This is a genomic window from Actinoplanes nipponensis, assembly GCF_016862275.1.
GTDB lineage: Bacteria > Actinomycetota > Actinomycetes > Mycobacteriales > Micromonosporaceae > Actinoplanes > Actinoplanes nipponensis.
In genome coordinates, this window is sequence record NZ_BOMQ01000030.1 from 138,432 (window position 1) to 161,561 (window position 23,130).

Annotated in this window: 16 protein-coding genes and 2 pseudogenes; 3 read left to right on the top strand and 15 right to left on the bottom strand. The window is 73.6% G+C overall.

Features of this window, described 5'->3' with window-relative positions; translation table 11 throughout:
- Positions 1-5 precede the first annotated feature (5 nt).
- The 5 genes from Ani05nite_RS13530 to Ani05nite_RS13550 all read right to left on the bottom strand — a co-directional run bounded on the left by Ani05nite_RS13530 (position 6) and on the right by Ani05nite_RS13550 (position 7,718).
- The gene (locus Ani05nite_RS13530) at positions 6-2,258 is read right to left on the bottom strand and encodes a sensor histidine kinase (RefSeq protein ID WP_203768371.1); all 2,253 of its coding nucleotides are present in this window, start codon (positions 2,256-2,258) and stop codon (positions 6-8) included.
- 32 nt (positions 2,259-2,290) lie between these two features.
- Positions 2,291-3,988 carry a S8 family serine peptidase gene (locus Ani05nite_RS13535; protein WP_203768373.1) on the bottom strand — a complete coding sequence of 566 codons (1,698 nt, stop codon included), beginning with the start codon at positions 3,986-3,988 and terminating at the stop codon, positions 2,291-2,293.
- A gap of 124 nt (positions 3,989-4,112) precedes the next feature.
- Positions 4,113-4,496, bottom strand: a complete 384-nt coding sequence (locus tag Ani05nite_RS13540; RefSeq protein WP_203768374.1) for a response regulator transcription factor — start codon at positions 4,494-4,496, stop codon at positions 4,113-4,115.
- Between the two features lie 46 nt (positions 4,497-4,542).
- Positions 4,543-5,745 carry a response regulator gene (locus Ani05nite_RS13545; protein WP_203768375.1) on the bottom strand — a complete coding sequence of 401 codons (1,203 nt, stop codon included), beginning with the start codon at positions 5,743-5,745 and terminating at the stop codon, positions 4,543-4,545.
- A complete protein-coding gene (locus Ani05nite_RS13550) occupies positions 5,742-7,718 on the bottom strand; it encodes a PAS domain-containing sensor histidine kinase (RefSeq protein WP_203768376.1) in 1,977 nt (658 codons plus the stop codon). The genes Ani05nite_RS13545 and Ani05nite_RS13550 overlap by 4 nt, the downstream gene beginning before the upstream one ends.
- Positions 7,719-7,877: 159 nt before the next feature.
- On the opposite strand from Ani05nite_RS13550, the gene Ani05nite_RS13555 reads away from it, so the two are divergent.
- On the top strand, positions 7,878-8,252 hold the full coding sequence (locus Ani05nite_RS13555; protein ID WP_203768377.1) for a response regulator: 375 nt from the start codon (positions 7,878-7,880) through the stop codon (positions 8,250-8,252).
- A 30-nt stretch (positions 8,253-8,282) separates the two neighbouring features.
- Here the strand turns inward: Ani05nite_RS13555 and Ani05nite_RS13560 are convergent, their stop codons facing one another.
- The 4 genes from Ani05nite_RS13560 to Ani05nite_RS13575 all read right to left on the bottom strand — a co-directional run bounded on the left by Ani05nite_RS13560 (position 8,283) and on the right by Ani05nite_RS13575 (position 12,282).
- Entirely contained in the window at positions 8,283-9,710 is a 1,428-nt protein-coding gene (locus tag Ani05nite_RS13560) for an RICIN domain-containing protein (RefSeq protein WP_203768378.1), read from the bottom strand.
- A gap of 86 nt (positions 9,711-9,796) precedes the next feature.
- Positions 9,797-10,501 carry a hypothetical protein gene (locus tag Ani05nite_RS13565; protein WP_203768380.1) on the bottom strand — a complete coding sequence of 235 codons (705 nt, stop codon included), beginning with the start codon at positions 10,499-10,501 and terminating at the stop codon, positions 9,797-9,799.
- A gap of 36 nt (positions 10,502-10,537) precedes the next feature.
- A complete protein-coding gene (locus Ani05nite_RS13570; protein WP_203768382.1) occupies positions 10,538-11,113 on the bottom strand; it encodes a hypothetical protein in 576 nt (191 codons plus the stop codon).
- A gap of 17 nt (positions 11,114-11,130) precedes the next feature.
- Entirely contained in the window at positions 11,131-12,282 is a 1,152-nt protein-coding gene (locus Ani05nite_RS13575; protein ID WP_239129853.1) for a zinc-dependent alcohol dehydrogenase, read from the bottom strand.
- Between the two features lie 230 nt (positions 12,283-12,512).
- Here Ani05nite_RS13575 and Ani05nite_RS13580 point away from each other — a divergent pair, with 230 nt between their 5' ends.
- Both Ani05nite_RS13580 and Ani05nite_RS13585 read left to right on the top strand, forming a co-directional pair.
- Positions 12,513-14,447, top strand: coding sequence for a hybrid sensor histidine kinase/response regulator (locus Ani05nite_RS13580; RefSeq protein ID WP_203768384.1), 1,935 nt, complete (start codon positions 12,513-12,515; stop codon positions 14,445-14,447).
- Between the two features lie 257 nt (positions 14,448-14,704).
- Positions 14,705-15,916 carry a cytochrome P450 family protein gene (locus tag Ani05nite_RS13585; RefSeq protein ID WP_203768385.1) on the top strand — a complete coding sequence of 404 codons (1,212 nt, stop codon included), beginning with the start codon at positions 14,705-14,707 and terminating at the stop codon, positions 15,914-15,916.
- A 25-nt stretch (positions 15,917-15,941) separates the two neighbouring features.
- Here the strand turns inward: Ani05nite_RS13585 and Ani05nite_RS13590 are convergent, their stop codons facing one another.
- The 6 genes and pseudogenes from Ani05nite_RS13590 to Ani05nite_RS13615 form a co-directional block, all read right to left on the bottom strand.
- Positions 15,942-17,243: a 3-hydroxybutyrate oligomer hydrolase family protein gene (locus Ani05nite_RS13590; protein WP_203768388.1), complete on the bottom strand. Its 1,302-nt coding sequence runs from the start codon at positions 17,241-17,243 to the stop codon at positions 15,942-15,944.
- Positions 17,244-17,323: 80 nt separating this feature from the next.
- Positions 17,324-19,195 (bottom strand): annotated as a pseudogene (locus Ani05nite_RS13595) (helix-turn-helix domain-containing protein); the annotation flags it as partial.
- Positions 19,180-19,959 (bottom strand): 3-hydroxybutyrate dehydrogenase, encoded by a 780-nt coding sequence (locus Ani05nite_RS13600; RefSeq protein ID WP_203768391.1) that lies wholly within the window; start codon positions 19,957-19,959, stop codon positions 19,180-19,182. The pseudogene Ani05nite_RS13595 and the gene Ani05nite_RS13600, both read right to left, overlap by 16 nt.
- Before the next feature lie 80 nt (positions 19,960-20,039).
- Positions 20,040-21,002 (bottom strand): annotated as a pseudogene (locus Ani05nite_RS13605) (branched-chain amino acid ABC transporter permease); the annotation flags it as partial.
- Positions 20,999-21,871: a branched-chain amino acid ABC transporter permease gene (locus Ani05nite_RS13610; RefSeq protein ID WP_203768392.1), complete on the bottom strand. Its 873-nt coding sequence runs from the start codon at positions 21,869-21,871 to the stop codon at positions 20,999-21,001. The pseudogene Ani05nite_RS13605 and the gene Ani05nite_RS13610, both read right to left, overlap by 4 nt.
- Positions 21,868-23,121, bottom strand: coding sequence for an ABC transporter substrate-binding protein (locus Ani05nite_RS13615; protein ID WP_203768393.1), 1,254 nt, complete (start codon positions 23,119-23,121; stop codon positions 21,868-21,870). Before Ani05nite_RS13615 ends, Ani05nite_RS13610 begins: the two co-directional genes overlap by 4 nt.
- Positions 23,122-23,130 lie beyond the last annotated feature (9 nt).

A 23,130-nucleotide genomic window follows, 5' to 3' on the forward strand; every position in this document is an offset into this window, starting at 1 on the left:
ATCCGCTAAGCCCGGTTCTCGGACGGGTTTGCGACGTCGGGGGCCGGTCCGGCGGAGGGCAGCGTGAGCGTGAAAACCGAGCCGCTGTGGAGCGTGGAGACGACGGTGACGTCCCCGCCCATCGCCCGGGCCAGGCGGCGGGCGATGAACAGCCCCAGCCCGGTGCCGCTGGTGCTCATCGTCATCGGGTCCTCGACCCGGTGGAACTTGTCGAAGACCTTGGCCAGCTGATCGGCCGGGATGCCGCGGCCGCGGTCGCGGACGTCGACGTGCACCCGGTCCCCGTCGAGGCGTACGCCGACCAGCACCTCGGTGTCCTCGGCGGAGTACTTGAGCCCGTTGCCGATGAGGTTGGCCAGCACCTGCAGGGCCCGGCCGCTGTCGCACTGCGCCGGCACCGGGCCGGGCGGCAGCGACGTGACGACCCGGGCCGAGCCCAGATCGCGGGACGCCTGCCCGACCAGCGCACCGAGGTCGTGGATGCCGGTCGACACCTGCAACGCGACGTCGTCCGGGTTGTCGCCGAACCGGGAGGCGAGCAGCAGGTCCTCGACGAGCCGGGACAGATGGCCGGCACGGTCGCCGATGAGGTTCAGCGCGTCCAGGCGCTTCTGCGGGGTCATCCGCTCCCCCCGCGACCGCAGCAGGTCGACATAGCCGATGATCGGCGTGAGCGGCGTGCGCAGCTCGTGCGACACCATGGCGATGAAGTCGGACTTGAGCCGGTCGGTGCGGTGCTCCCGGGTCAGATCGCTGACCACGACCACGTCGCGGACCAGGTTGCCGGCGGCGAAGACCGCCGAGTGGGCCAGCCGCAGCCGGCGCTGGTCGCCGTCCCGGCGGCGGGCGGTCAGCTCGGCCACCGTCCGCGGTTGCGCCACCGAGACCGGCATGAGCAGCCGACGCTCCTCCTCGGCGGGCACGTCGAGCGCCTCGGCGGGCGGCCGGCCGACGGCCTCCGCGGCCTCGACGCCGGTCATCTCGGCCAGCGCCCGACTCCACACCTGCACCAGGCCGGCGCCGTCGATCACCATGATCCCCTCGGCCGACTGCTCGACGACCGCCTGGAGCTTGCTGGTCTCGGCCAGCAGCCGGTCCAGGTGCTCCGCGCCGCGCATGGCCACGGCCAGGGCGCTGGCCAGCGAGGCCAGCAACGTGACGTCGCCGGTCGTCATCCAGCCGCGGCCGCGGTGCCGGGTGGCGAACGCGGCGGTGCCGAAGCGGCGGCCACCGCCCTGCACCGGCACCACCACCATGCGGCGCAGGCCGCCCGGCAGATCCTCGGCGAGGTGCGCGGGCTCCTCGATCCGGCCGAGGACAGCGAGGTGCCGGGGCACCGGCCCGGGCCGCACGGCGGCGGGATCGGCGCTCTCCACCGACAGCGCCACGTCGTCGTCCTCGAGCACCACGACGGCCAGGTCGGCGCCGAAGGCCTCGCGGACCAGCAGGAGGAACTGCCGCACCACGTCCTCGCGTTCGGCCAGCGCGTGCGACAGCCGCAGCAGGCACGCGGATCGCGCGTGCTCGTCGGCCTCGCGGGCCGCCGCCCGGTAGGCGTAGGTGACGGCCAATGCCGGCATCGCCATGAAGGGCAGGAGCAACGGCGAGTGCAGCGCGATCTCGGCGGTGGTCAGTCCCGTGGCCATCGTGCCGACCGCCATGTACGCCGACAGCCGCGCCTCCGACCGCACGATCCGCCACGGCGAGGTCTTGTTGATCACTCCGAGGATCTGCGCCAGGCAGCACAGGTTCACCGCGGTGAAGGCCACCGTGCCCGCCACGACCCCGGCCAGCACGCCGACGGTCAGCGCGCCGGGCGAGCCACCGGCCAGGTGCACGATCAGGATCAGCACGGACGTGGCAGCCGTGTACGTGCCGAGATTGAACAACGCCTTCACGAAGGGCCGTCGTTGCCGGGCGCTCGCGAGCACCAGCCCGGCCGCGGCCGCGATGAGCGCGTCCCGCGGCGGCAGCACCAACACATCGATGATGAGCGCCGCCTCGTAGAGGCTGAGCTCCTCGACGGCCTCCCCGTGCCGGAGCCGGACCACCGTCATCTCGGCCAGGCAGCTCAGGACCGTCAGACCGGGCAGCAGGGCAGCCGTGGGCACGCCGAGCCCGCGCAGGACGCTGCCGTGCCCGGCGAGACCGACCACCACGACGGCGGCCAGGGCGGCGCCGACCAGGACGACGCCCAGGACCCGGCGCTGGATCGGATCACGCAGTTGGTCGCGCACGGCGACGGCCGCCCGGGACACACCCGGGCGACCGTCGTGGGCCGACGCCGCATTCACGACGCGGGCAGCCAGGCCCAGGCACGAGCGTTCCACCGGTCCGCCGCCCAGGCCCGCGCGGCCCAGTCGTCGGCGGCCCAGGCCCGGGCCGACCAGTCGGCGTCCGCCCAGGCCCGCGCGGCCCAGTCGTCGGAGGCCCAGGCGCGCGCGGCCCAGGCCCGGGCCGCCCAGGCCCGCGCCGCCCACTCGCCGTCGGCCCAGGCCCGGGCCGACCAGTCGGCGTCCGCCCAGGCCCGCGCGGCCCACGCGCGGGCGGCGGGGTCGAGCTGGGCCCAGGCGCGGGCGGCCCAGTCGCGCGAGGCGGGGGTCAGCTTCCGCCACGCCTGGTCCGCGGACTGCTCGTCCCCGTCCACCAGGGCCTCGGTGAAGGCGGCCCAGCGCTTCGCGTCGCGTCCGACCGTGGCGGTGTCGGCGTCGTACTGCTGCTGCGCCTTGCCGGCGTGCCAGCGCGGTGCGGCGGCGAGCACGGCGAGCGCGTCCAGGCCACCGGCGCCGCCACCGGAGGCGCGGCTCAGCCCGGGACTGGCGTACGCCTCGCTGACGAGCAGGTTCTTGACCGCGTCCGGCCGCAGTCGGGGCTGGACGGCCAGCACGTCCGCGATGACCGCGGAGGTGACCGCGGCGGCCATGGACGTGCCGGAGCCGCGGAAGTAGCCGTCGCCGACGCGGGCCCGCGGGTTGCCCCGGTCCACCACGCTGCCCGGCGCGGCCAGGCTCACCACGTGGCCACCGGCCGCGACCAGGTCCGGCTTCGCGTCGCCCTGCCAGGTCGGCCCCCGGCCGGACCAGACGCCGACCACGTCGTCGCCGCGCGCGGCCGTGCCGGCGGCGTCCAGCCCGCCGGCGGTGAGCAGCAGCGGGTCGTTGCCGGGCGAGGTCACCGAGCCGGTGCCGGGCCCGTCGTTGCCGGACGGCACGACCACCACGACGCCCTGGTGCCACAACGACTCGAGCGCCTGGGTCAGCGGATCGATCTGGTACGGCAGCGGACTGTTCGAGGACAGTGACAGGTTGAGCACCTGCACGTCGTCGCGGTGGTCACTGACCCACTGCAGGCCGCGCAGCACGGTGATGAGGTCGGTACGCCCGTCCGCGTCGGCGACCTTGACGTCCACGAGCTTCGCGCCGGGCGCCACTCCGCGGTACGCGCCGGCCGAGGCCGCACCGGTGGCGGCGATCAGGCCGGCCATGAACGTGCCGTGGCCGTACCCGTCCCCGGCGCCGGTGCCGGTGAGGTCCACCCGGGCGGCGACCTGCCCGGCGAGATCGGGGACGTCGGCGACGCCGGTGTCGACGACGGCCACGGTGACGCCGCGCCCCTCGTCGCCGTCGGCGGCCAGACCCAGCATCTGGCGTACCGTCGTCGCGCCGGCCGTCCCCTCGGGCGTCTCCGCCTCGGCGACGGTGATCTCGCGCTGGGGCGCGACCGACCACGCCGGGTCCAGCGTGGTGTGCCGCGGCAGGCGGGCCGCCACGCCGCGCACGACGGGCAGCAGGGACACGACCTGGCCGCCGGCGGCCAGGACCGCCCGCGCCGCGCCCTCGGCGTCGGCGCCCGTGACGACGACATCACGCCACGCCGCGGCGGTGGGCTGCGCGGCGGAGGGGGCGGGGAGACTGACGACCCCGAGGGCGGCGGCGACGACGGTCGCCATCAGGCGACGGTGGGTGGCGGTGGCGCTGGTGATTTTCACGGCCTGCGCTCTCCTAATCACTCTGGGTAACGCTATGACGCAACAGCTGAGAAGGCCGTCTCCGTCCGTGGCGGGAACATCGGCCGCCCCCACGACGACCTGAGAAGGATGTCACCGGATTCCGTCACCGCTCGACGACGGGCACCTGACCCGCCAGCACGCCGTCGATCAGGTCGAGCACCGCGTCCGCGGTGAACGGCTTGGCCAGGTAGTAGTCCACGCCACCGGCCCAGGCCCGGGTGCTGGCGTCGGCCTCGGCGGCCGCGGTCAGCATGAGGACGGGCACCGGCTCACCGGGCAGGCCGCGGATGGCGGTGAGCACCCCGAAGCCGTCCAGGCCCGGCATCATCACATCCAGGATCACGAAGTCGGGGCCGGCCGCCTGCACCTCGCGCACTGCGGCCAGCCCGTCCACCGCCACGCTGACCTCGTACCCGTCCATCTCCAGCACGTCGGTCAGCAGTTGCCGGATCGCCGGATCGTCGTCGACGACCAGGATGCGTGCCATGATCTCCCCTTCCGAGGGACCGGCCGCGGCGGGCCCGCCGCGGTGATCAGTGCCGGCCGCGGCGGCGCCACGACCCGGCCTGGTGCGATGCCTCGTCGGCGGCCCGCCGCCAGTCGACGTCCTGGGCCCGCAACTGCGGGTGGGCGAGCAACCGGGCCAGCTCGTCGTCCCGGCCCGCCTGGCTGCCGGCGGCCGAACAGGCGGACTCCGTGCGCTGGATCAGCAGGTGCGCCGTGCGCACGGCCGCGGCCACCCCGAGCCCGGAGGGCTCCGGCGACTGCTCCAGGTCGCGCTGGGCGACAGCGGTCACGATCGGCGCCGGCAGCCCCCACAGGTGCAGCAGCTCCACCCCGACGTCGCGGAACGGGACCCCGTCGCGGGTCTCCGAGGCGAGGTCGACCGCGGATTCCCGCTCCTCGCCCGCGGTCGCCAGGCAGACCAGCCGCCCGACGTCCTGCAGCAGCGCCGCGGCCTGCGCGTGCGGCCGGTTCGCCGGCGAGGCCACGAAGTCCACCAGGCAGGCGGTCGCCACCGCGTGCCGCCAGGCCATGTGCAGGTGCTGCTCGATCGCCGGGTCCCAGGCCGAGGCCGGGCGCAGCGCGTGGCCCGCGCCGGCCACCGCCTGCACCATCGGCACCCCCATCGCGTTGACGATCGACTCGACCGAGGAGTTGCGCGGGCGCGCCCCGAAGAACCGGCTGTTGGACAGCTGGAGCAGCTTGGCGGTCAGCCCGACGTCGTGCATGGCCATCTGCACCGCGTACGCCAGGTTGGCGTCCGGCGCGAGCAGCCCGACGATGCCGTCGGTGTGCTCCGGCAGCGTCGGTACGGCGCGGACCGCGCCGGCGATCCGCCGCGCCTCGCTCCGGTGCGCGCCCGACGTCCTGACCAGCAGCTGTTCGATGACGGCGATGAGGCTGTCGGCGTCGGAGGGCTTGGTCAGGAACCGATGGCCGGCGACGGCCACCTGGATCGCCGCCGCCGGCTCGATGTGGCCGGACAACACCACCCGGGCCACCTCCGGGTGCCGGCGGCTGACGGCGGTCAGCAGCTCGGCGCCGTCCATCCCGGGCATCCGCATGTCGGACACCACCACGTCGTGGGGCTCCCGGGCCAGCAGTTCCAGCGCCTCGGCACCGTCGGAGACGAACGCCATGTCCCACTCGCCGCGCTTGCCCCGCAGCGAACGGCGCAGCCCGTCCAGGATGCGCGGTTCGTCGTCGACGAACAGGGCGCGGGCCCTGCTCATGCGGAGGCGTCCTGCTTGCCGGCGATGGGCAGGCGCAGGGTGAACTCGGTGCCCTCGCCGATCGCCGAGCGGACCTCGATCGAGCCGCCGTGCTTCTCCAGCACCGCCCGGGCCAGCGCCAGGCCCTGCCCGGTACCCTTGCCCACCTCCTTGGTGGTGAAGAACGGCTCGAAGATGGACTGCTGGACGTCCTCGGCGATGCCCGTGCCGTTGTCGGCGAAGCTGAGCACCGCGGTGCCGCCCTGCACCCGGGAGCTGATCCGGATCTCGCCCCGCTCGGCGTTGTCCTTGAGCGCGTCGGCCGCGTTGACCAGCAGGTTGAGGAAGACCTGGTTCAGGTCGCCCAGATGACACAGCACGTCGGGCAGCTCACCGAGGTCGAGCGTGACGTCGGCGACATACTTGACCTCGTTGCGGGCCACCGTGAGGGTGGTCCGGATCGCCTCGTTCAGGTCGGCGTAGGCCTGTTCCGTGGAGTCCTTGTAGCTGAACGACTTCATCGCCCGGACCAGCGAGGCCACCCGCTCGACGCCCTCCAGGCTCTGGCCCACCGCGGCCGGGATCTCGGTGGCGAGGTACTCGATGTCGGCCTTGACCTCGGCCTGCTGCGCGCGCCGGGTACGCTCCGCCCACTGCAGCTCGCCCAGCGCCGGCGCCATGCACTCCCGGTACACCAGCAGCAGCTCCAGCATGTCCCGGTAGGCGTCGGCCAGGAAACGGGTGTTGTCCCCGACGAACTGGATCGGCGTGTTGATCTCGTGCGCCAGCCCGGCGGAGAGCCGGCCGAGCGACTCCAGCTTCTGATCGTGACGCGTCTCGAGCTCCACGCGCCGCACCTCGGTCATGTCCCGGAAGGTGACCACCGCACCGGGCAGCCCGCCGCCGGTCTCCAGCGGCGCCACCGAGCAGGCGACCCCGAAGGTCGACCCGTCGCGACGGACGAAGGTCTCGTCGACGGTCTGCGCCGACGGGCCCGCCGTACGGATCCGCAGCGGGCACTCGCTCTCCGGCTGCGGCGCGCCGTGCCAGGGCGCGGCGTGCACGGCGGTGTGCACCGAGACGCCGAGCAGATCCTTCTCCTGCCAGCCGAGCATCTCCGACGCGGCCCGGTTCATCGACGTCAACTTCCCGTCGCCGTCGACCGTGTAGAGGCCCTCGGCCATGTCGTCCATGATGACCGAGCGGAACGCCTGGGCCTGTTCCCGCTCGGTGACGTCGACCAGCACCAGCCCGACGCCCATCATCCGGTCCCCCACCCGGACGGGATAACAGCCGGCGAGCCAGGAACGCGGGCCGTCCCCGTCCCCGTCGCCGCCCGCCGGCGCGGTGACCACGGTGCCGACGACCGCGGTGGCCGTCTGCCGGGCCCGGTGGTAGTTCGCCGCGATCTGCGGCCAGACGCCGGGCAGCGCCTCGGGAGCCGGCCGGCCGAGCAGCTCACCGCGCGGGGCGCTGCCCATGGCGGCCAGGGTCTCGTTCACCCGCGAGAGCCGCGATTCGCTGTCCACGAAGCCGAATCCGGCCGGCGCGGCCGCCTCGAGGGTCTCCAGCAGCGAGAGCGTCTCGGTGACGCACTGCTGTTGGCGGGTCACCTCGTCCCGCAACGCCTGTCGCTCCTCGATGTCGGTGCCCGTCGCGATCCACCGCCCGGCGTCGCCGGGTATCGGGCTGAACAGCAGGCTGTGCCGGCGGAACGAGCCGTCAGCGCCACGGATCCGGCACTCCGCGGCGTACGGCTCCGGCCGCGGGCGCGCGGCCGCGGCCGCGCGGCTCACCGCCTCGACGTCATCGGGATGCACGACCGAGAGCCACGGCTCACCCGTGCACTGCCGGCCGTGGTGGACGTATTCGACCGTTCCCGCCCCGGTCATCACCCAGATGGTGTGCGGAACCGCCGCGGCGAGCAGCTGAGCGTCGACGCCGGGCGGCAGCGCACCGCCCGGCGCCGCCTGAGCCGCTCGAGATCCGGACACGTTCCGCCTTTCTCAGCCGCCGGGGCCGAGTGCGCCCTCCTTGCTGCCCATCGGCGGCCGGCGTCCGGATCTGAGGCACGACGCACTCAGATGTCCGCCCGCCCGGCCGATGGGGCTGGTGCCGGCAGGCCGCATCCCACCGTCCCGAGGAGGCACCGCATGGCATGCATCGTCATCGCCGATGACGACGTCGATGTCGCGGCGTTCATCAGCTACAGCCTCGAGGTGGCGGGCCACGACGTGCACACCGCCCTCGACGGCGTCAGCGCCCTCGAGCTGGCCCGCCGGGAACGGCCCGACCTCGTGGTGCTCGATCACGGCATGCCCGGCCTCACCGGGCTGGAGGTGGCCGCGGCGCTGCGGGCCGATCCGCACACGGCCGGGCTGCGCATCCTCATGATCAGCGGGAGCACCCTGGGCGACGAGGAGGCCGCCGTCGTCGACCGCCTGGTACGCAAACCGCTGCGCCCCCGCCAACTCGCCACGCTGATGGCCGACATGCTGGCCGAGAACCCGGCACCGGTGCGCCGCTGAGCCGGCCGGCGGCGGGGAGCCGCCGGGGCGTCACCCGGACCACTGCTGGTTGGCGCCGGCCCCGCACGCGTACTGGATGAGCCGCACCCCGTCGCCCGTGCCCCCGCCGGTGACGTCGAGGCACCGGCCGCTGTGCCGGGCCACGAGCCGGTAGTAGCCGCCGCCCGCGCCCTGCACCTGCCACTGCTGGTTGGCGCCCGCCCCGCAGGTGTACTGCACGATCCGGGCGTTGTCCGCGGTCGACGCGTCGGCCACGTCCAGGCACTTGCCGCTGTGCCGGGCCTCCAATTGCACGTAGCCGTTGCCCAGGTCGCGGCGCCGCCACTGCTGGTTCGCCCCGGAGTTGCAGGCGTACTGGACCACCTCGGCGCCGTCGGCGGTCGACGCGCTCACCACGTCCACGCACTTGCCGGAGTGCCGCGCGACCACGGCGGTGTAGCCGCCGGGCCCGCTCACCGTGCCGGCCGCCGCGTCGATGACCAGCGTCGGGTAGTAGTCCATGGCCAGCGTGGTGGCGCTGGGGAAGCGCAGCGGCAGCCAGACGTAGCGGGAGTCGTTGACGGTGCCGCCCAGCGAGTTGCCCCACCGGTCCCCCAGGTAGAGGTACGCGGTCCCGGCCGTGCCCGTCACCGGCAGGACGTAGGCCGTCTGCGACTGGTAGGCGGTGCCGTCGCCCACGTTGGCCCACGGACTCCAGGTGCCGGTGATGCCGGTGGCCGAGGAGTACTTCTGCTGGTTGGGGCTCCAGCCGGTGGCGCCCGAGGTCAGCATGAAGTACACGCCGTTGCGCTTGAACAACGCCGGAGCCTCCCGCACGTCGCCGGGCCAGCTGCGGACCAGGGCGGCGACACCGGTGTAGTCGGCGGTGAGGCGGTAGATGTTCAGGTCGCGGTTCTCGTTGGCCGCCGACACCATGTAGCCGGCGCCGTCGTCGTCGACGAAGGTGGTGATGTCCCGCGACATGTACGTGCCCAGCGGCCGGAAGCTGCCCCGGTAGGTGTAGGCCCCGTCGACCGTGCTCGACACGGCCACCGCCGCCCGTGCCTGCCCGTAGTCCGTGGCGGTCTCCTTGTGCATCCACATGACGAACTGCCCGGTCGCGGCGTTGTAGATGACCTTGGGACGCTCGATGTTGGCGCTGGCCAGTTCGGCGGCCGACGACTGGGTGAGCACGTGGTTGCGGAATTCCCAGGTCTTCAGGTCGGTGGAGCGGTAGGCCGACACGTACCGGAAGGTGTTGTCGGGGTTGCGGTTCTCGCCGAACCAGTAGTAGTAGGCGCCGACCTTGAGGACGCCGCCGCCGTGGGCGTGCACCACGGCGCCGCTGGTGTCGGTGAACTGGGTGCCGTTGGTGACGGTCACGGGCGCCGCGAGCGCCGGCGCACCGGTGAGGGCGAGAACGGTGGCGGCCCCGGCAAGCGCGGCGACGATCGCCCGGGCGCAGCGGCTGAACGACATCGCGGCCTGCTTTCAATAGGCAGTTGTCTATGTGACCGTTCACACAGATTGCCCGCGCGGGTCCGCCGTGTCAACAGCCGGACCGCTCAGCGGCGCAGACCGACGGAGACCAGCACGGCCCGGGCCAGGCCGGCGCCCGGGCGCAGGATCGCCGCGTGCACCCACCGCCCGGCGGCGGCGACCATCCGGTACGCCGGCACGACCGTCCACCGCCAGCACCAGGCGACCGCCCGGCCGACCGGCCGCAGCAGCCACCGGTAGAGCAGCCCCAGCACCCACCCGGCGCCCCGCCACCCGGCGTTCAGCACCGCGGCGAGCCCCCGGCCCAGCCCCGCGAGAAGCCACCCCAACCCCCGCCGCACCGGCCGGGTCACGGCCCACAGCCAGACGGCCGGCACGACCACCAGGTAGTGCAGCGCCAGCGCGAACGGCCGCAGGAAGAGCCGCCGATGCCGCCACAGCCACCGGGCCGGAACGACCAGCAACCACCGGGCCAGCCACTCCAGCGCGGGCCGCAGCGCCCGTCCCCACAGCCAGGCCGCCGGGAGGGCCACCAGATGACGCCACAGGAACGCGACGGGCACGGCGACCAGGTACCGCCACAGGAAGGCGGCCGGCACCACCACCGCGCGATGCCACAGCCAGGCCAGCGGCCGGCCGACGTAGCGGGCCAGGAACCGCCCGGTCAGCCCCAGCAGCTCCCACAGCAACCGGAACGGCAGCACGAGGACGACGGCGAGCACCCGGATCGGCCAGTGGATCCAGGCGGGTGGCGGGGGCTGCTCGGACATGGCCGCCCACGGTAGCCGACCTGCGCGAACCTCGGCCTAGCGGCCGGCCACCCGCCGGGCGATCCGGTACGCCAGCGCCCCGGCCAGCAGCCACGGCGCCCCCACGATGATCGGGTCGAGCCACTGGTGGTTGACGTCGGCGCGCTTGCGGCCGAACCGGGAGCCGATGCCGTGGTGGGTGAACTCGCTCAGCACCCCCGTCTGGGTGATCGGGTTGTCCGGGCGGGTGCTCACGAACGAGCGCAGCGTGCTCTCCACGGTGTCGACCCGGTCCGCCGCCAGCAGCAGCAGCCAGTGGGCGGCACGCCCCTCGCTGTACTGCCCGTAGGCGTATCGGCGGATCACTCCGGACAGCCCCTTGGGCGGGCACGAGGTGCCGAACACCGGCGTGAGCTCGGCGTGCTCGATGGAGCGTTCCCGGGGCTGCTCCTCCGGCTGGCGCGCCGGGAACTCACCGGGCGCACCGGCGAGCGCCGGATCGAGTCGCTCCTTCGGCACCGCCGGCCGGTCGCGCGGGTCGAGATCGACTCCCCAGCCGGGGATACGGGCGCGCAGCTGGTCGTTCGACTCCGGCCGCGGCGGCCGCTCGGACGTGTACGGCGTGGACGGCATGGTCGCTCCCCTTGAGGTCAGGCGGCGTTCGGAACGATGAGCGGCTTGATGCAGCCGTCGAGCTTGGCCGAGAAGATGTGGTACGCCTCGGCGATGTGCTCCAGCGGGATGCGGTGCGTGACCAGCTCGCTGGGCTTGAGGTAGCCGTTCTTGACGTGCTCGAACAGCCGGGGCCACTGCCGCTTCACCGGGCACTGGTTCATCCGCAGGGTGAGGCCCTTGTTCAGGGCGTCGCCGAACTTGACCGCGCTGAACATGGGGCCGTAGGCGCCCATCACCGAGACCGTGCCGCCCTTGCGGACCGAGTCGATCGCCCAGTTGAGCGCGATCGGCGAGCCGCCCTGCAGCTTGAGCTTGGCCGCGGTGACGTGCTGCAGGAAGTTGCCGTCGGCCTCGGCGCCGACCGCGTCGATGACCACGTCCGCGCCGAGGTGGTCGGTGGCCTTCTTCAGCTGCACGACGATGTCGTCGTACTCGGCGAAGTTGTAGGTCTCGGCGTGGGCGAACGTGCGGGCCTTCTCCAGCCGGTACTCCAGGTGGTCGATGACGATGACCCGGCCCGCGCCCATCAGCCAGGCGCTCTTGGCCGCGACCAGCCCCACCGGCCCGGCCCCGAAGACCACCACCACGTCGCCCTCGGCGATGTCGCCCAGCTGGGCGCCGAAGTAGCCGGTGGCCGTGGCGTCGGTCAGCAGGACGGCGTCCTCCTCGTCCATCCAGTCCGGGATGAGGGTGGGGCCCACGTCGGCGAACGGGACCCGGACGAACTCCGCCTGGCCGCCGTCGTAGCCGCCGGTGGTGTGCGAGTAGCCGTAGATGCCGCCGACCGCCGTGGCGTTGGGGTTGACGTTGTGGCAGTTGGCGTAGAGCCCGCGGGCGCAGAAGTAGCAGGTGCCGCAGAAGACGTTGAACGGCACCATGACCCGGTCGCCCGGCTTGAGGGTGCGCACCGCGGCGCCCACCTCGTCGACCACGCCGATGAACTCGTGCCCGAACGTCGAGCCGACCCGGGTGTCGGGCAACATCCCGTGGTAGAGATGCAGGTCGGAGCCGCAGATCGCGGCCCTGGTGACCCGTACGACGGCGTCGCCCGGGTGCTCGATCTTCGGCCGGTCCTTCTCCTCGACCCGGATCCGGTACGGCCCCCGGTAGACCATCGCACGCATCATCGACCTCCTCTGCCTGGGCGCGGGTGGCGCCCGAAGGCGGCTACCCGGGACCTCCGGCGATAAACGCCGGGGCCGGCGCGGGCGAGGGAAAAGCCTGACATCCCACGCGTACCGGTGTGACCCGCCGATTACCGGTCCGGACGCTTCGCATCCGGCCTAAATTGAACCGAGCCCCGCAGGGGTTCGCATCCGCGAGTCCGGGCCGGGCACCGGCCCAGGGAAGGCCGGCGATGTGGCAGTCCCCGCCCGTGCTGAGCCCGGCGACCGCCCGTCGCCAGGTGCCCGTCGTCGCGGTCGCCGTCACCGCCGTCACCGTGCTGGCGGTCATCGACGGCCTCTCCGGGCAGCAGACGGTCATCATGGGGACGCTGGCCACCGGCCCGTGCCTGGCCGCCGGGTCGGGCCGGCCCCGGGCCGTGCTGGCCGTCGGCGCGTACGCGGTGATGCTGGTGAACCTGCTGTGCTGGTGGCCCGACCGGATCTGGGGCTCGGCCCGGCACCTGCTGTTCACCCTGATCGCCGCCGTGATGACCGGGGTCGGCCTCGCCATCGCCGGCCAGCTGCGGGCCGTGGATCGGGCCCGGGCGCAGGCGGAGACCGAGTGGCGGACCCTGGCCGCCATCGTGGCGCACTCCGACGACGCCATCGTCGCCGCCGGCCTGGACGGGCGGCTGACCGCGTTCAACAGCGGCGCGGAACGGCTCCACGGCTACCGGGCCGACCAGGTCATCGGTCTCACGGTGGCGGACTTCCACGCGCTGATCATCGCCGACGACGCGCCGGGCCCGTCCCTCGCGGAACTCCGCGCCCGCATCGAGAGCGGTGAGCAGGGCATTCGCTTCAACAACCGGATCAGACACCGGGACGGCCCGGTCAAGGAGGTGTCGGTCGTCGTCTCCCCGATCCGCGACGAGACCGGAGCGATGGTGGGCACCTCGTCGGTGGCCCGCGACATCAGCGCCCAGCGGCGCGCCGAGGAACGGGCCCAGCTGTCCCAGCGGATGGCCTCGCTGGGACAGCTCGCCGGCGGGGTGGCGCACGACTTCAACAACATCCTCGGCATCATGCTCAGCTTCACCGGCTTCGCCGAGGAGAGCAGCACCGACCCGGCCGTTCGGGCGGACCTCGCCAAGGTCCGGCTGGCCGGCGAACGCGCCGTCGACCTGACCCGCCGGCTGCTGACCTTCACCTGCCAGAACACGGTGCAGCCGCGGGCCGTCGACGTGAACGCCGCCATCGCCGAGCTGAGCGCCATGCTCACGCGCACCATCGACAAGAAGATCGAACTGGTCACGAGCACCCCGGCCCAGCCACTGATGATCTTCGCGGATCCCGGGCAGATCCAGCAGATCCTGCTCAACCTGGCGGTCAACGCCCGCGACGCCATGCCCGACGGTGGCCGGCTGACCATCGAGGCGGCCGAGACCGTCCTGGACGAGAACCAGCAGGATCTGCACCCCGCGCCCGCCGGTGGCCGCTACGTGCGGCTGCGGGTGAGCGACACCGGCACCGGCATGAGCCCCGAGGTCGCCGCCCGGGTGTTCGAGCCGTTCTACACCACCAAACCCAAGGGCCACGGCACCGGGCTGGGCCTGGCCACCGTCTACGGCATCGTCACCGAGGCGGGCGGCAGCATCAACGTCTACTCCGAACCCGGTCTCGGCACCACGTTCCGGGTCTACTTCCCCGCCGCTCCCGCCGATGCCCCGAGCGCGCCGGTCGCCGACCCCGTCCCCCTCGCCGGGGAGGGGCAGACCGTCCTGGTCGTCGAGGACGAGGCGGAGCTCGGCGAGGCGGTGGTCCGGATCCTGCGGGCCGGCGGCTACCACACCCTGTACGCCCGCGACGGCGCCGAGGCGCTCGCCCTGGAAGCCGAACACGGCTGCGACCTGCTGCTGACCGACATCATCATGCCGGGGATGTCCGGACGGCAGCTGGCCGACGAGATCCTCGCGCGCCGGCCGGACCTCCCGGTGCTCTACATGTCCGGCTACAGCGACGGGCTGATCGACAGTGACGACCTGGCGGAGAGCGGCACCGCCTTCATCGAGAAGCCGTTCTCGGCGGACCGCCTGCTCACCCAGGTCGGCGTGCTGGTGCCGCGCGGTGGGCTGCCGGCACGGCATCCCGGCGGCGCGGCCGGCCGCGAGCCGGTCCCCCGGTGACGACCATCCGGCGCTGAGCGAGGAAGCTCGCGGCGACCGGCGTGAGCTCGGCGAGCAGGTTCGCGGCGACCGCGGACAGGGCGAGGTCGCCGGTCGGCGCGACCAACGCCGGCCGGGCGGCGGGCGCCATCTGTCTGCCGTCCGCTGCTCACGGAGGCCGGTGAAACGGCGGATCGGGGGACGCCGCCGGGCCGCGGCCGGGGATCGCCGATCGGAGGTATCGTCATAGATTCCTGCCGATCGACGGGAGCGGTGCGATGACCCAGGACGTCCGGGAGGACTTCGCCGATCCGGCGCTGCGGACCGACCCCCACCCGGTGTACGCGCAGTGGCGCCGGGAGACCCCGGTCCGCCGGGTCAAGCTCCCCAATGGAGTGACGGCCTGGCTGGTGACCCGCTACGAGGACGCCCGCCAGGCCCTCACCGACCCGCGGCTGTCCAAGGCGCTCCCGGTGGGGCAGACCACCGACAGCGCCCTGCCGCCGGCCGTCGGGGCCGCCGTGTCGCGGCACATGCTCTCGGCCGACCCGCCGGACCACACCCGGCTGCGCCGCCTGGTGTCCGGCGCCTTCACCGCCCGGCGCATCGAGGCGCTGCGCCCGCGGATCGAGGAGATCACCGACGAGCTGCTGGCCGCGATGGCCGGCCGCGAGCGGGTCGACCTGATCGACGCCTTCGCGTTCCCGCTGCCCATCCAGGTCATCTGCGAGCTGCTCGGGGTGCCGGCGGCCGACCGCGACTCGTTCCGCCGCTGGTCGAACACCATCGTCGCGGGCGCCGCGGCGCGCGACCGGCTGCCCGGCGCGATGCAGGCGATGGTCAGCTACATCCGCGAGCTGATCGCCGAGCGCCGCGCGCAGCCCGGCGAGGACCTGCTGTCCGGCCTCATCGGGGTGCGCGACGCCGGCGACCGGCTGTCCGAGGACGAGCTGTCGTCGATGGTGTTCCTGCTGCTCATCGCCGGCCACGAGACGACCGTCAACCTCATCGGCAACGGGGTCCATCTGCTGCTGCACGAGCGCACGCGGTGGGAGCGCCTGCGGGCCGACCCGGCGCTGCTGCCGAGCGCGATCGAGGAGTTCCTGCGCTACGAGGGACCGGTCGAGACGGCCACCTTCCGGGTGGCCACCCGGGAGCTGGAGCTCGGCGGCACGACGATCCGGGCCGGCGACCCGGTGCTGGTGGTGCTGCTCTCGGCCGACCGGGACCAGCAACGCTTCCCGGCCCCCGACGAGCTGCGGATGGACCGCGCGCAGAATCCGCATCTCGCCTTCGGGCACGGCATCCACTACTGCCTGGGCGCCCCGCTGGCCCGGCTGGAGGCCCAGGTCGCGTTCGGCCGGCTGCTGGCCCGGTATCCGCACATGCGGCTGGCCGTCGCGCCCGCCGAGCTGACCTGGCGGCCCGGCGTGCTCATGCGCGGCCTGCTGGAGCTGCCGGTCGTCCCGGGCCCCGCCGCCCGGCGGTGAGGCCCGCTGCGTGACGTCGGCCCGCTCAGCCGCTGAGCGCGCAGGTGTTGGCCAGGTCGCCGGACGCCGGCCGGGCCACCGTGCGGCTGGGCGGCGGCGCGGCCCGGTGTCCGGTCCAGTCCTCCAGCGCGATGAACGCGCTGCGGAAGCACGGCAGGATCGGGCGCAGCCGGTCCGGGTAGGCGTCGTACAGGCCGTCGACGTGGTTGCCGCCCTCGATGCGGTAGTAGCGGAAGATCCGGTCGCGGTGCCGGTCGCGGACCATGCCGGCGTACACGTCGGAGTCGAGGGTGATCGGCAGCAGCGCGTCCAGGGTGCCGTGCAGGGTGATCAGCGGGCGCTGGATCCGGCCGGTCAGCGCGATCCGGGCGATCGCCGCACGCACGGACGCGGGCCGCGTCGGGTAGTCGTAGTCGGCGTCGCAGGCCGGGGTGCCCGAGGCGCAGAACGGGGTGCCGGCCTCGGCCGGGCCGTCGTAGCCGGGGTCCAGCTCCTCGCGGTAGATCCGCTGGGTCAGGTCCCAGTAGACGCGGTAGTGGTAGTCCCAGAGGAAACTCGATTCCGGTGCGAAGCCCGCCGCCGGCCCCGGGTACGCCCGCAGCGCCGGCGGCAGGAACGTCAGCAGGCTGGGCCGGTCCGGATGCCAGAGGGTGCCCTCCCAGTCGATGCCGCCGGCGTAGAGCTCGGGGTGGTTCTCCAGTTGCCAGCGCACCAGGTAGCCGCCGTTGGACAGGCCCGCCGCGTAGGTGCGGCGGGGCCGGTGGCCGTAGTGCCGCCCGGCGGCCGCCTGGGCCGCGCGGGTGAGCTGGGTGACGCGCCGGTTCCATTCCACGATGGCGTCGCCGGGGCGGGTGCCGTCGCGGTAGAAGGTGGCGCCGACGTTGCCCTTGTCGGTGGCGGCGTACGCGTAGCCCCGGGCCAGCACCCAGTCGCCGATGGCGAAGTCGTTGGCGTACTGCTCGCGCACGCCCGGGGAGCCGGCCACGACCAGCCCGCCGTTCCAGCGCTCGGGCAGGCGGAGCACGAACTGCGCGTCGTGGTTCCAGCCGTGGGTGGTGTTGCCGGTCGAGGTGTCCGGGAAGTAGCCGTCGATCTGGAGGCCGGGCACGCCGGTGGGGTTGCGGGCGCCGGCGGAGGTCAGCCCGGCGTAGTCGGCCGGGTCGGTGTGGCCGGTGGCCACCGTCCCCGCGGTGGTCAGATCGCCGAGGCAGGCCGCGACCTGACGCTCGGCGCCGGGCACGGTGGGTGCGGCGCAGGCCGGGGCGGCGCCGGCGGCGACCGGGGACAGGGTCACCGCCAGCAGGGTGGCCAGGAAGGAAGGGAGCATGCCCGTCATGCTCCGGCCCGCCCGGGTCCGGGACCATGGGCCCGGACCACACTGTTGGCCGCCGCGGTGTGGGTGGCGGGCGGGCCCTGCAGCCGGTGCAGCCGCAGCGCGAGCTGGAGCTCCAGGCTGCGCTCGGGACGCTGCCAGCCCGCGCCGAGCACCTGCGCGATCCGGGCGATCCGCTGGGTCACCGTGTTGACGTGCACGTGCAGCGCCTCGGCGGCCCGGACCGCGTTGGCGCCCGCGTCGAAATAGGACTCCAGGGTCCGGACCAGGGCGGTGCCGCGGCGGCGGTCGTACTCCAGCAGCGCGCCGATGGTGTCGGCGACGAACGCGCCCACGTCGCGGTCGGCCCCCACCAGCAGCCCGACGAAGCCCAGCTCGGCGGCGCTGGCGCCGTCGCCGGCGCGGCCCAGCGCCAGCAGCGCCGAGGCGCAGCGCTGCGCCTCGGCGTAGGCCTCGGGCACCCGCTGCGGCCCGGCGACCGGCCCGGCCCCTCCCCCGGTCACCGGTACGCCGAGGTAGGCGCCCAGCTCGCGGGCCATCCGGCGGGCGGTGTCGCCCGGATGGTCGCCGCCGATCAGCAGGGTCACGTTGTCCTCCCGCTGCGCGGCCAGCCCGCCGCAGGCCGCCGCCTGGGCGGCGCTCCACTGGGCGGCGCGTTCCCGCTGCCGGGGCGGGCAGGTGAGCACGACCAGCACGTGCGCGGCGTCCAGATCGACGCCGAGGCGTTTCGCCCGCTGCCGTACCGTCACCGGGTCCTCCACGCCCCGGCTGAGCAGGTCCTCGAGCAGCTCGCCGCGGACCCGGCCCTCGGCCTGGGCCAGGCTGCGGCGGAACAGCAGCAGCAGGGAGGTGACCACGCCGGCGCGTTCCAGGATGCGGGTGTCGGTCTCGCTCAGCTCGCCGGGGGCGTGCAGGACCAGCGTGCACAGCGCCTCGCTGCCCGCGCCCGCGGCCAGCACCCAGTGCTCGCCGTGGCGGGTGGCCCGGCCCAGCCCGTTGCCGGCCACCGCGGCGCCGGCCAGCGAGGCGACCTCGGCGATGGCCCCGACCGCGGCGAGGCGGTGCCCGTCGGCGTCCAGGATGGCCAGCTCCCCGCCGAGCACCTCGGCGACGACGCCGGCCAGGTCGTCCAGGTCGCCGCCGCGCAGGATCACCTCGGTCATCCGGTCGTGCGCCTCGGCCGCGCGTTCCAGCGACTCGCTGTGCCGGCGTACCACGGTGTTGACCGCGCCGAGCTCCTCCAGGGCGGCCCGGGTCTCGCCGAGCAGCCGGGTGTTGTCCAGCGCGACCGAGGCGTGCGCGGCCAGCGAGCCGAGCAGCGTCACCTCCTGGCGGGTGAACGGGCGGGCGCTGCGGTTGGCGGCGAACAGCACCCCCTGCACCCGGGTGCCCAGCCGCATCGGCACGCCCAGGATGGCGACCAGGCCCTCCTCGCTCACCCCGCCGTCGATCTCGTCGGTGTGCTGGAAGCGGGCGTCGGCGGCGTAGTCGGCCGTGACGTAGGGCGCGGCGGTCTGCGCCACCAGCCCGCCGAGCCCGGCGCCGAGCGGCAGCCGCAGCTGCTGGAACCGGGCCGACACCGAGCCGTAGGTGACCCGCATGTACGTGTCGCCGCGTTCCTCGTCGTTGAGGGTCATGTACGCCACGTCGGCGTCGAGCAGCTCGCGGGCCCGGCGCACGATCGCCTCCAGCACCGCGTCGATCTCCCGCAGGGTGGCCAGGTCGCCCACGGTGTCGACCAGCGCGCTGAGCTCGGCCTCGCGCCGACGGCGGCGTTCCAGCAGCGCGCGGACCTGCAGGGCGAGCGCCTTGTGCTCGTCCAGCTCGGCCAGCTCCCGCGGCGGACGGCCCTGGGCCCGGGCCTCCAGCAGCGGCCGCTCGAACTCCACCGCCGCCGCCTCGCGCAGCAGCAGCTCGAGGAAGACGCTGCTCAATGCGCTGTCCATCCGCCGTCCATGACCATCGAGGCGCCGGTGATGAACGAGGCCGGCGGCGAGCACAGGTACGCCACCAGCTCGGCGACCTCGTCCGGCTCGACCAGCCGCTTGAGGGCCACCGGCGCCAGCATCACCTCCTCGACCACCTGCGCCTCGGGCATGCCGTGGCTGGCCGCCTGGGCGGCGATCTGCGCCTCGACCAGCGGGGTGCGCACGTACGCCGGGTTGACGCAGTTGGAGGTGACCCCGTGCGGGGCGCCCTCCAGCGCGATCACCTTGGACAGGCCCTCCAGCCCGTGCTTGGCCGACACGTACGCCGCCTTGTACGGCGAGGCGCGCAGCCCGTGCACCGAGGACACGTTGACGATGCGGCCCCAGCCCTGCGCGTACATGTGCGGCAGGCACCGCCGCACCAGCCGGAAGGGCGCCTCCAGCATGAGCCGCAGGATCAGCGAGAAGGTCTCCGGCGGGAACTCGTGCAGCGGCGCCACGTGCTGCAGGCCCGCGTTGTTGACCAGGATGTCCGCGGTCAGGTCGAGGCGGTCGATCGCCGCCAGGTCGGACAGGTCCACGGTGCGGGCGGCGCCGCCGATCTCGGCCGCCACCCGCTCGGCCGCGTCGCCGTCGCGGTCGAGCACGACGACGCGGGCGCCGGCCCGGGCCAGCCGTTCGGCGCAGGCCCGGCCGATGCCGCCGGCGCCGCCGGTGACCACGGCCGTGCGCCCGGCGAGGACCTCGTGCGGGGCGGTCAGCCCCTGGGCGATGGTGTCCATGCTGCCTCTTCACGGGTGGTCGGGGTCGGGACGGGTGCCGCCTCGGTGGCGGCGGGCGGCTTCGGCCGGCGGCGCCGGGCCCGGCCGGCGGCGGCCCCCAGCTGCCGGCCGGCGCCCCACAGCCCCTGCCGGAACAGCAGCACCACGAGGACGAACACCGTGCCGGTGACGATGCCGATGCCGTCGAAGCCGGCGGTGGACAGGTAGTCCTCGAGCTGCACCACCAGCGCGGCGCCCAGGGTGCTGCCCCACAGCGAGCCGATCCCGCCGAGCACGACCATCATCACGGCCTTGCCGGAGGTGGTCCAGTTCACCTCCTGCAGCGAGGCGAACCCGTGGCTGATCGCGAACAGGCCGCCGGCCAGCCCGGACAGTGCCGCCGAGAGCACGAAGGCCAGCAGCTTGTAGCGTTCCACCGGGTACCCGATGGCCCGGGCCCGGGCCGGGTTGTCGCGGATGGCCACCAGCACGTGCCCGAACGGCGAGTGCACGATGCGCCACAGCCCCCAGAGCCCGAGCAGCACGATCGGCAGCCCGGCGTAGTAGAAGACGAACGGGTCGCTCAGGTCCAGCCCGAGCAGCTCGCGCGGGATGCCCTGCAACCCGTTCTCGCCGCCGGTGAGCGAGCGCCACTGGTTGGCCACGAAGTAGATCATCTGGGCGAAGGCCAGGGTGACCATCGCGAAGTAGATGCCGCTGTTGCGCACGCACAGGTAGCCGATGGGCACGGCCAGCGCCGCGGCCAGCAGCGCGCCACCCAGCACGGCCACCGGGAACGGCAGTCCGCTGTGGATGGCGATCAGCCCGGCGGCGTACGCCGAGGTGCCCCAGAAGGCGGCGTGGCCGAAGGACAGCAGGCCGGTGTAGCCCAGCAGCAGGTCCAGGGCGGCGGCGAACAGCGCCCAGCTGGCGATGTCCATGGCCACCGGCGGGTAGATCAGCCAGGGCAGGGCCAGGGCCAGCAGCAGCCCGGCGGCCAGCAGCAGGTAGCGCAGCGGGCGGCGCCCGGCCGGTTCGGTGTGGCGCAGGAACAACCGGATCACGTGCGGGCCTCCTCGCGGCCGAACAGGCCGGCGGGACGCCACAGCAGCACCCCGGCCATGATGATGAAGATCAGCGTCTGGGACAGCGCCGGCACGTACAGGTTGCCCAGCGACTGCACCAGGCCGATGGCGAAGCCGGCCAGCACCGAGCCGAACACCGAGCCCAGCCCGCCGATCACCACCACCGCGAAGACCGCGATGATCAGGTCGGCGCCCATCAGCGGGTTGACCGCCCGCATCGGCGCGGCCAGCACGCCGGCCAGGCCGGCCAGGGCCACCCCGAACGCGAAGACCGGGGTGACCCAGCGGCCCACGTTCACCCCGAGCGCCCGGGTCAGCTCCGGGCGCTCGGTGGCGGCCCGCACCACCATGCCGACCCTGGTCCGGGTCAGGATCAGCCACACCGCGAGGCAGAGCAGGACCGCCGCGGCGAGCACGAACACCTGGTACGCCGGGTAGTCGAACAGGCCCAGGTCGAGCGAGCCGGACAGCTCGGCCGGGCGCGGGTACGGCTGGGACTGCACGCCGTACTCGCGCTTGACGAGGTCCTGGAGCACCAGGGTGAGCCCGAAGGTGAGCAGGAAGTTGTAGAGCGGGTCGAACGGCACCAGCCGCCGGATGAGGGTGCGCTCCAGCACCGCGCCGAACAGGAACAGCAGCGCCGGCACGGCCACCAGCGCCGCCCAGAACGGCACCCCGAACTCGGCCAGGGCGACGTACGCCCCGAACGCGCCCAGCATGAAGAACGCGCCGTGGGCGAAGTTCACCACGCCCAGCATGCCGAAGATGACCGCCAGCCCCAGCGCCAGCAGCGCGTAGAAGCCGCCGCTGACCAGGCCGTTGAAGCACTGCTGGAGGAAGCCGCTCACAGCGCGCAGCCGCCCGTGCCCACCGGCCGGAACGCCTCCGCGGCCGGGATGGTGCGCAGGATCCTCTCGTAGTCCCAGTCGGTCTTGACCTCGCTCTTGGGCTTGACCTCGGCCAGGTAGACGTCGTGCACGACCCGGTGGTCCTCGGCGCGGACGGTGGCGTTGCGGGCGAACACGTCGTCGTAGGAGTAGCCCTCGAGCCGGCCCACGACGGCGTCGGCGGCGTCGGTCCCGGCCCGCTGGACCGCCTCGAGGTACTGCATCGCGGCCGAGTAGTTGGCGGCGTGCGCGAACGACGGCCGGGTCCGGGTCTTCGCGGTGAACCGGTCGGCCCACTGCCGGTTGCGGTCGTCGAAGTTCCAGTACCAGGCGTCGGTGAAGGTGGTGCCGGCGAACGCGTCCGGGCCCAGCGAGTGGATGTCGGTGATGAACATCAGGCCGACCGACAGCTTGATGCCCTTGTCCCGCAGTTTGAACTCGTTGTACTGCTTGACCAGGTTGACCAGGTCGCCGCCGGCCTGCATGGTGCCCAGCACGTCCGGCCTGGGGTTCATCGCGGGCGCCTTGAGCAGGAAGGTGGAGAAGTTGTCGTTCGGGAACGGCGTCGGGTCCTTGGCCAGCACCTTGCCGCCGGCGGCGGTGATCGCCGCGGTGAACGACTTCTGCATGTCCTGCCCGAACGCGTAGTCCGGGTACACGATGTACCAGTTCTTGCCGCCCTCCTTGGTCACCGCCGAGCCGGTGCCGTTGGCCAGCATGTACGTGTCGTACGCGTAGTGGAAGGTGTACTTGTTGCACTGCTTGCCGGTGAGCTCGGTGGTGGCGGCGCCGATGTTGAAGTAGAGCTTCTTCTTCGCCTTGGCCACGTTCGCCACGGCGAGCGCCGCCGAGGAGGTCGGCACGTCGAGGATGACGTCGGCCTGCTGCCGGTCGTAGAGCTCCTGGGCCTTGGAGTTGGCGATGTCCGGCTTGTTCTGGTGGTCGGCGGTGACCACCTCGATGTTCTTGGTCACGGCCCGGTCGCCGTACTTGGCCTGGAAGTCGGCGACGGCCATCCGGACCGCCTCGACGCTGTTGCGGCCGGACAGGTCGGCGTAGACGCCGGACTGGTCGTTGAGCACGGCCAGCACGATCTTGCCGCCGCTGACCTTCTCGTCGCCGCCGCCACCGGGTCCGCCGCGACCGCAGCCGGCGACCAGCAGGCCACCGGTGGCCAGGACGGCGGTCACCGCTCGGATCGTCGTTCTCATGGGGGTCTC

Bases quoted from the DNA above. Each gene is read 5' to 3' on its own strand.
- Ani05nite_RS13540 (WP_203768374.1), bottom strand. From the start codon at position 4,496: ATGGCACGCATCCTGGTCGTCGACGACGATCCGGCGATCCGGCAACTG.
- Ani05nite_RS13545 (WP_203768375.1), bottom strand. From the start codon at position 5,745: ATGAGCAGGGCCCGCGCCCTGTTCGTCGACGACGAACCGCGCATCCTG.
- Ani05nite_RS13555 (WP_203768377.1), top strand. From the start codon at position 7,878: ATGGCATGCATCGTCATCGCCGATGACGACGTCGATGTCGCGGCGTTC.
- Ani05nite_RS13560 (WP_203768378.1), bottom strand. From the start codon at position 9,710: ATGTCGTTCAGCCGCTGCGCCCGGGCGATCGTCGCCGCGCTTGCCGGG.
- Ani05nite_RS13565 (WP_203768380.1), bottom strand. From the start codon at position 10,501: ATGTCCGAGCAGCCCCCGCCACCCGCCTGGATCCACTGGCCGATCCGG.
- Ani05nite_RS13570 (WP_203768382.1), bottom strand. From the start codon at position 11,113: ATGCCGTCCACGCCGTACACGTCCGAGCGGCCGCCGCGGCCGGAGTCG.
- Ani05nite_RS13575 (WP_239129853.1), bottom strand. From the start codon at position 12,282: ATGATGCGTGCGATGGTCTACCGGGGGCCGTACCGGATCCGGGTCGAG.
- Ani05nite_RS13580 (WP_203768384.1), top strand. From the start codon at position 12,513: ATGTGGCAGTCCCCGCCCGTGCTGAGCCCGGCGACCGCCCGTCGCCAG.
- Ani05nite_RS13585 (WP_203768385.1), top strand. From the start codon at position 14,705: ATGACCCAGGACGTCCGGGAGGACTTCGCCGATCCGGCGCTGCGGACC.
- Ani05nite_RS13590 (WP_203768388.1), bottom strand. From the start codon at position 17,243: ATGCTCCCTTCCTTCCTGGCCACCCTGCTGGCGGTGACCCTGTCCCCG.
- Ani05nite_RS13600 (WP_203768391.1), bottom strand. From the start codon at position 19,959: ATGGACACCATCGCCCAGGGGCTGACCGCCCCGCACGAGGTCCTCGCC.
- Ani05nite_RS13615 (WP_203768393.1), bottom strand. From the start codon at position 23,121: ATGAGAACGACGATCCGAGCGGTGACCGCCGTCCTGGCCACCGGTGGC.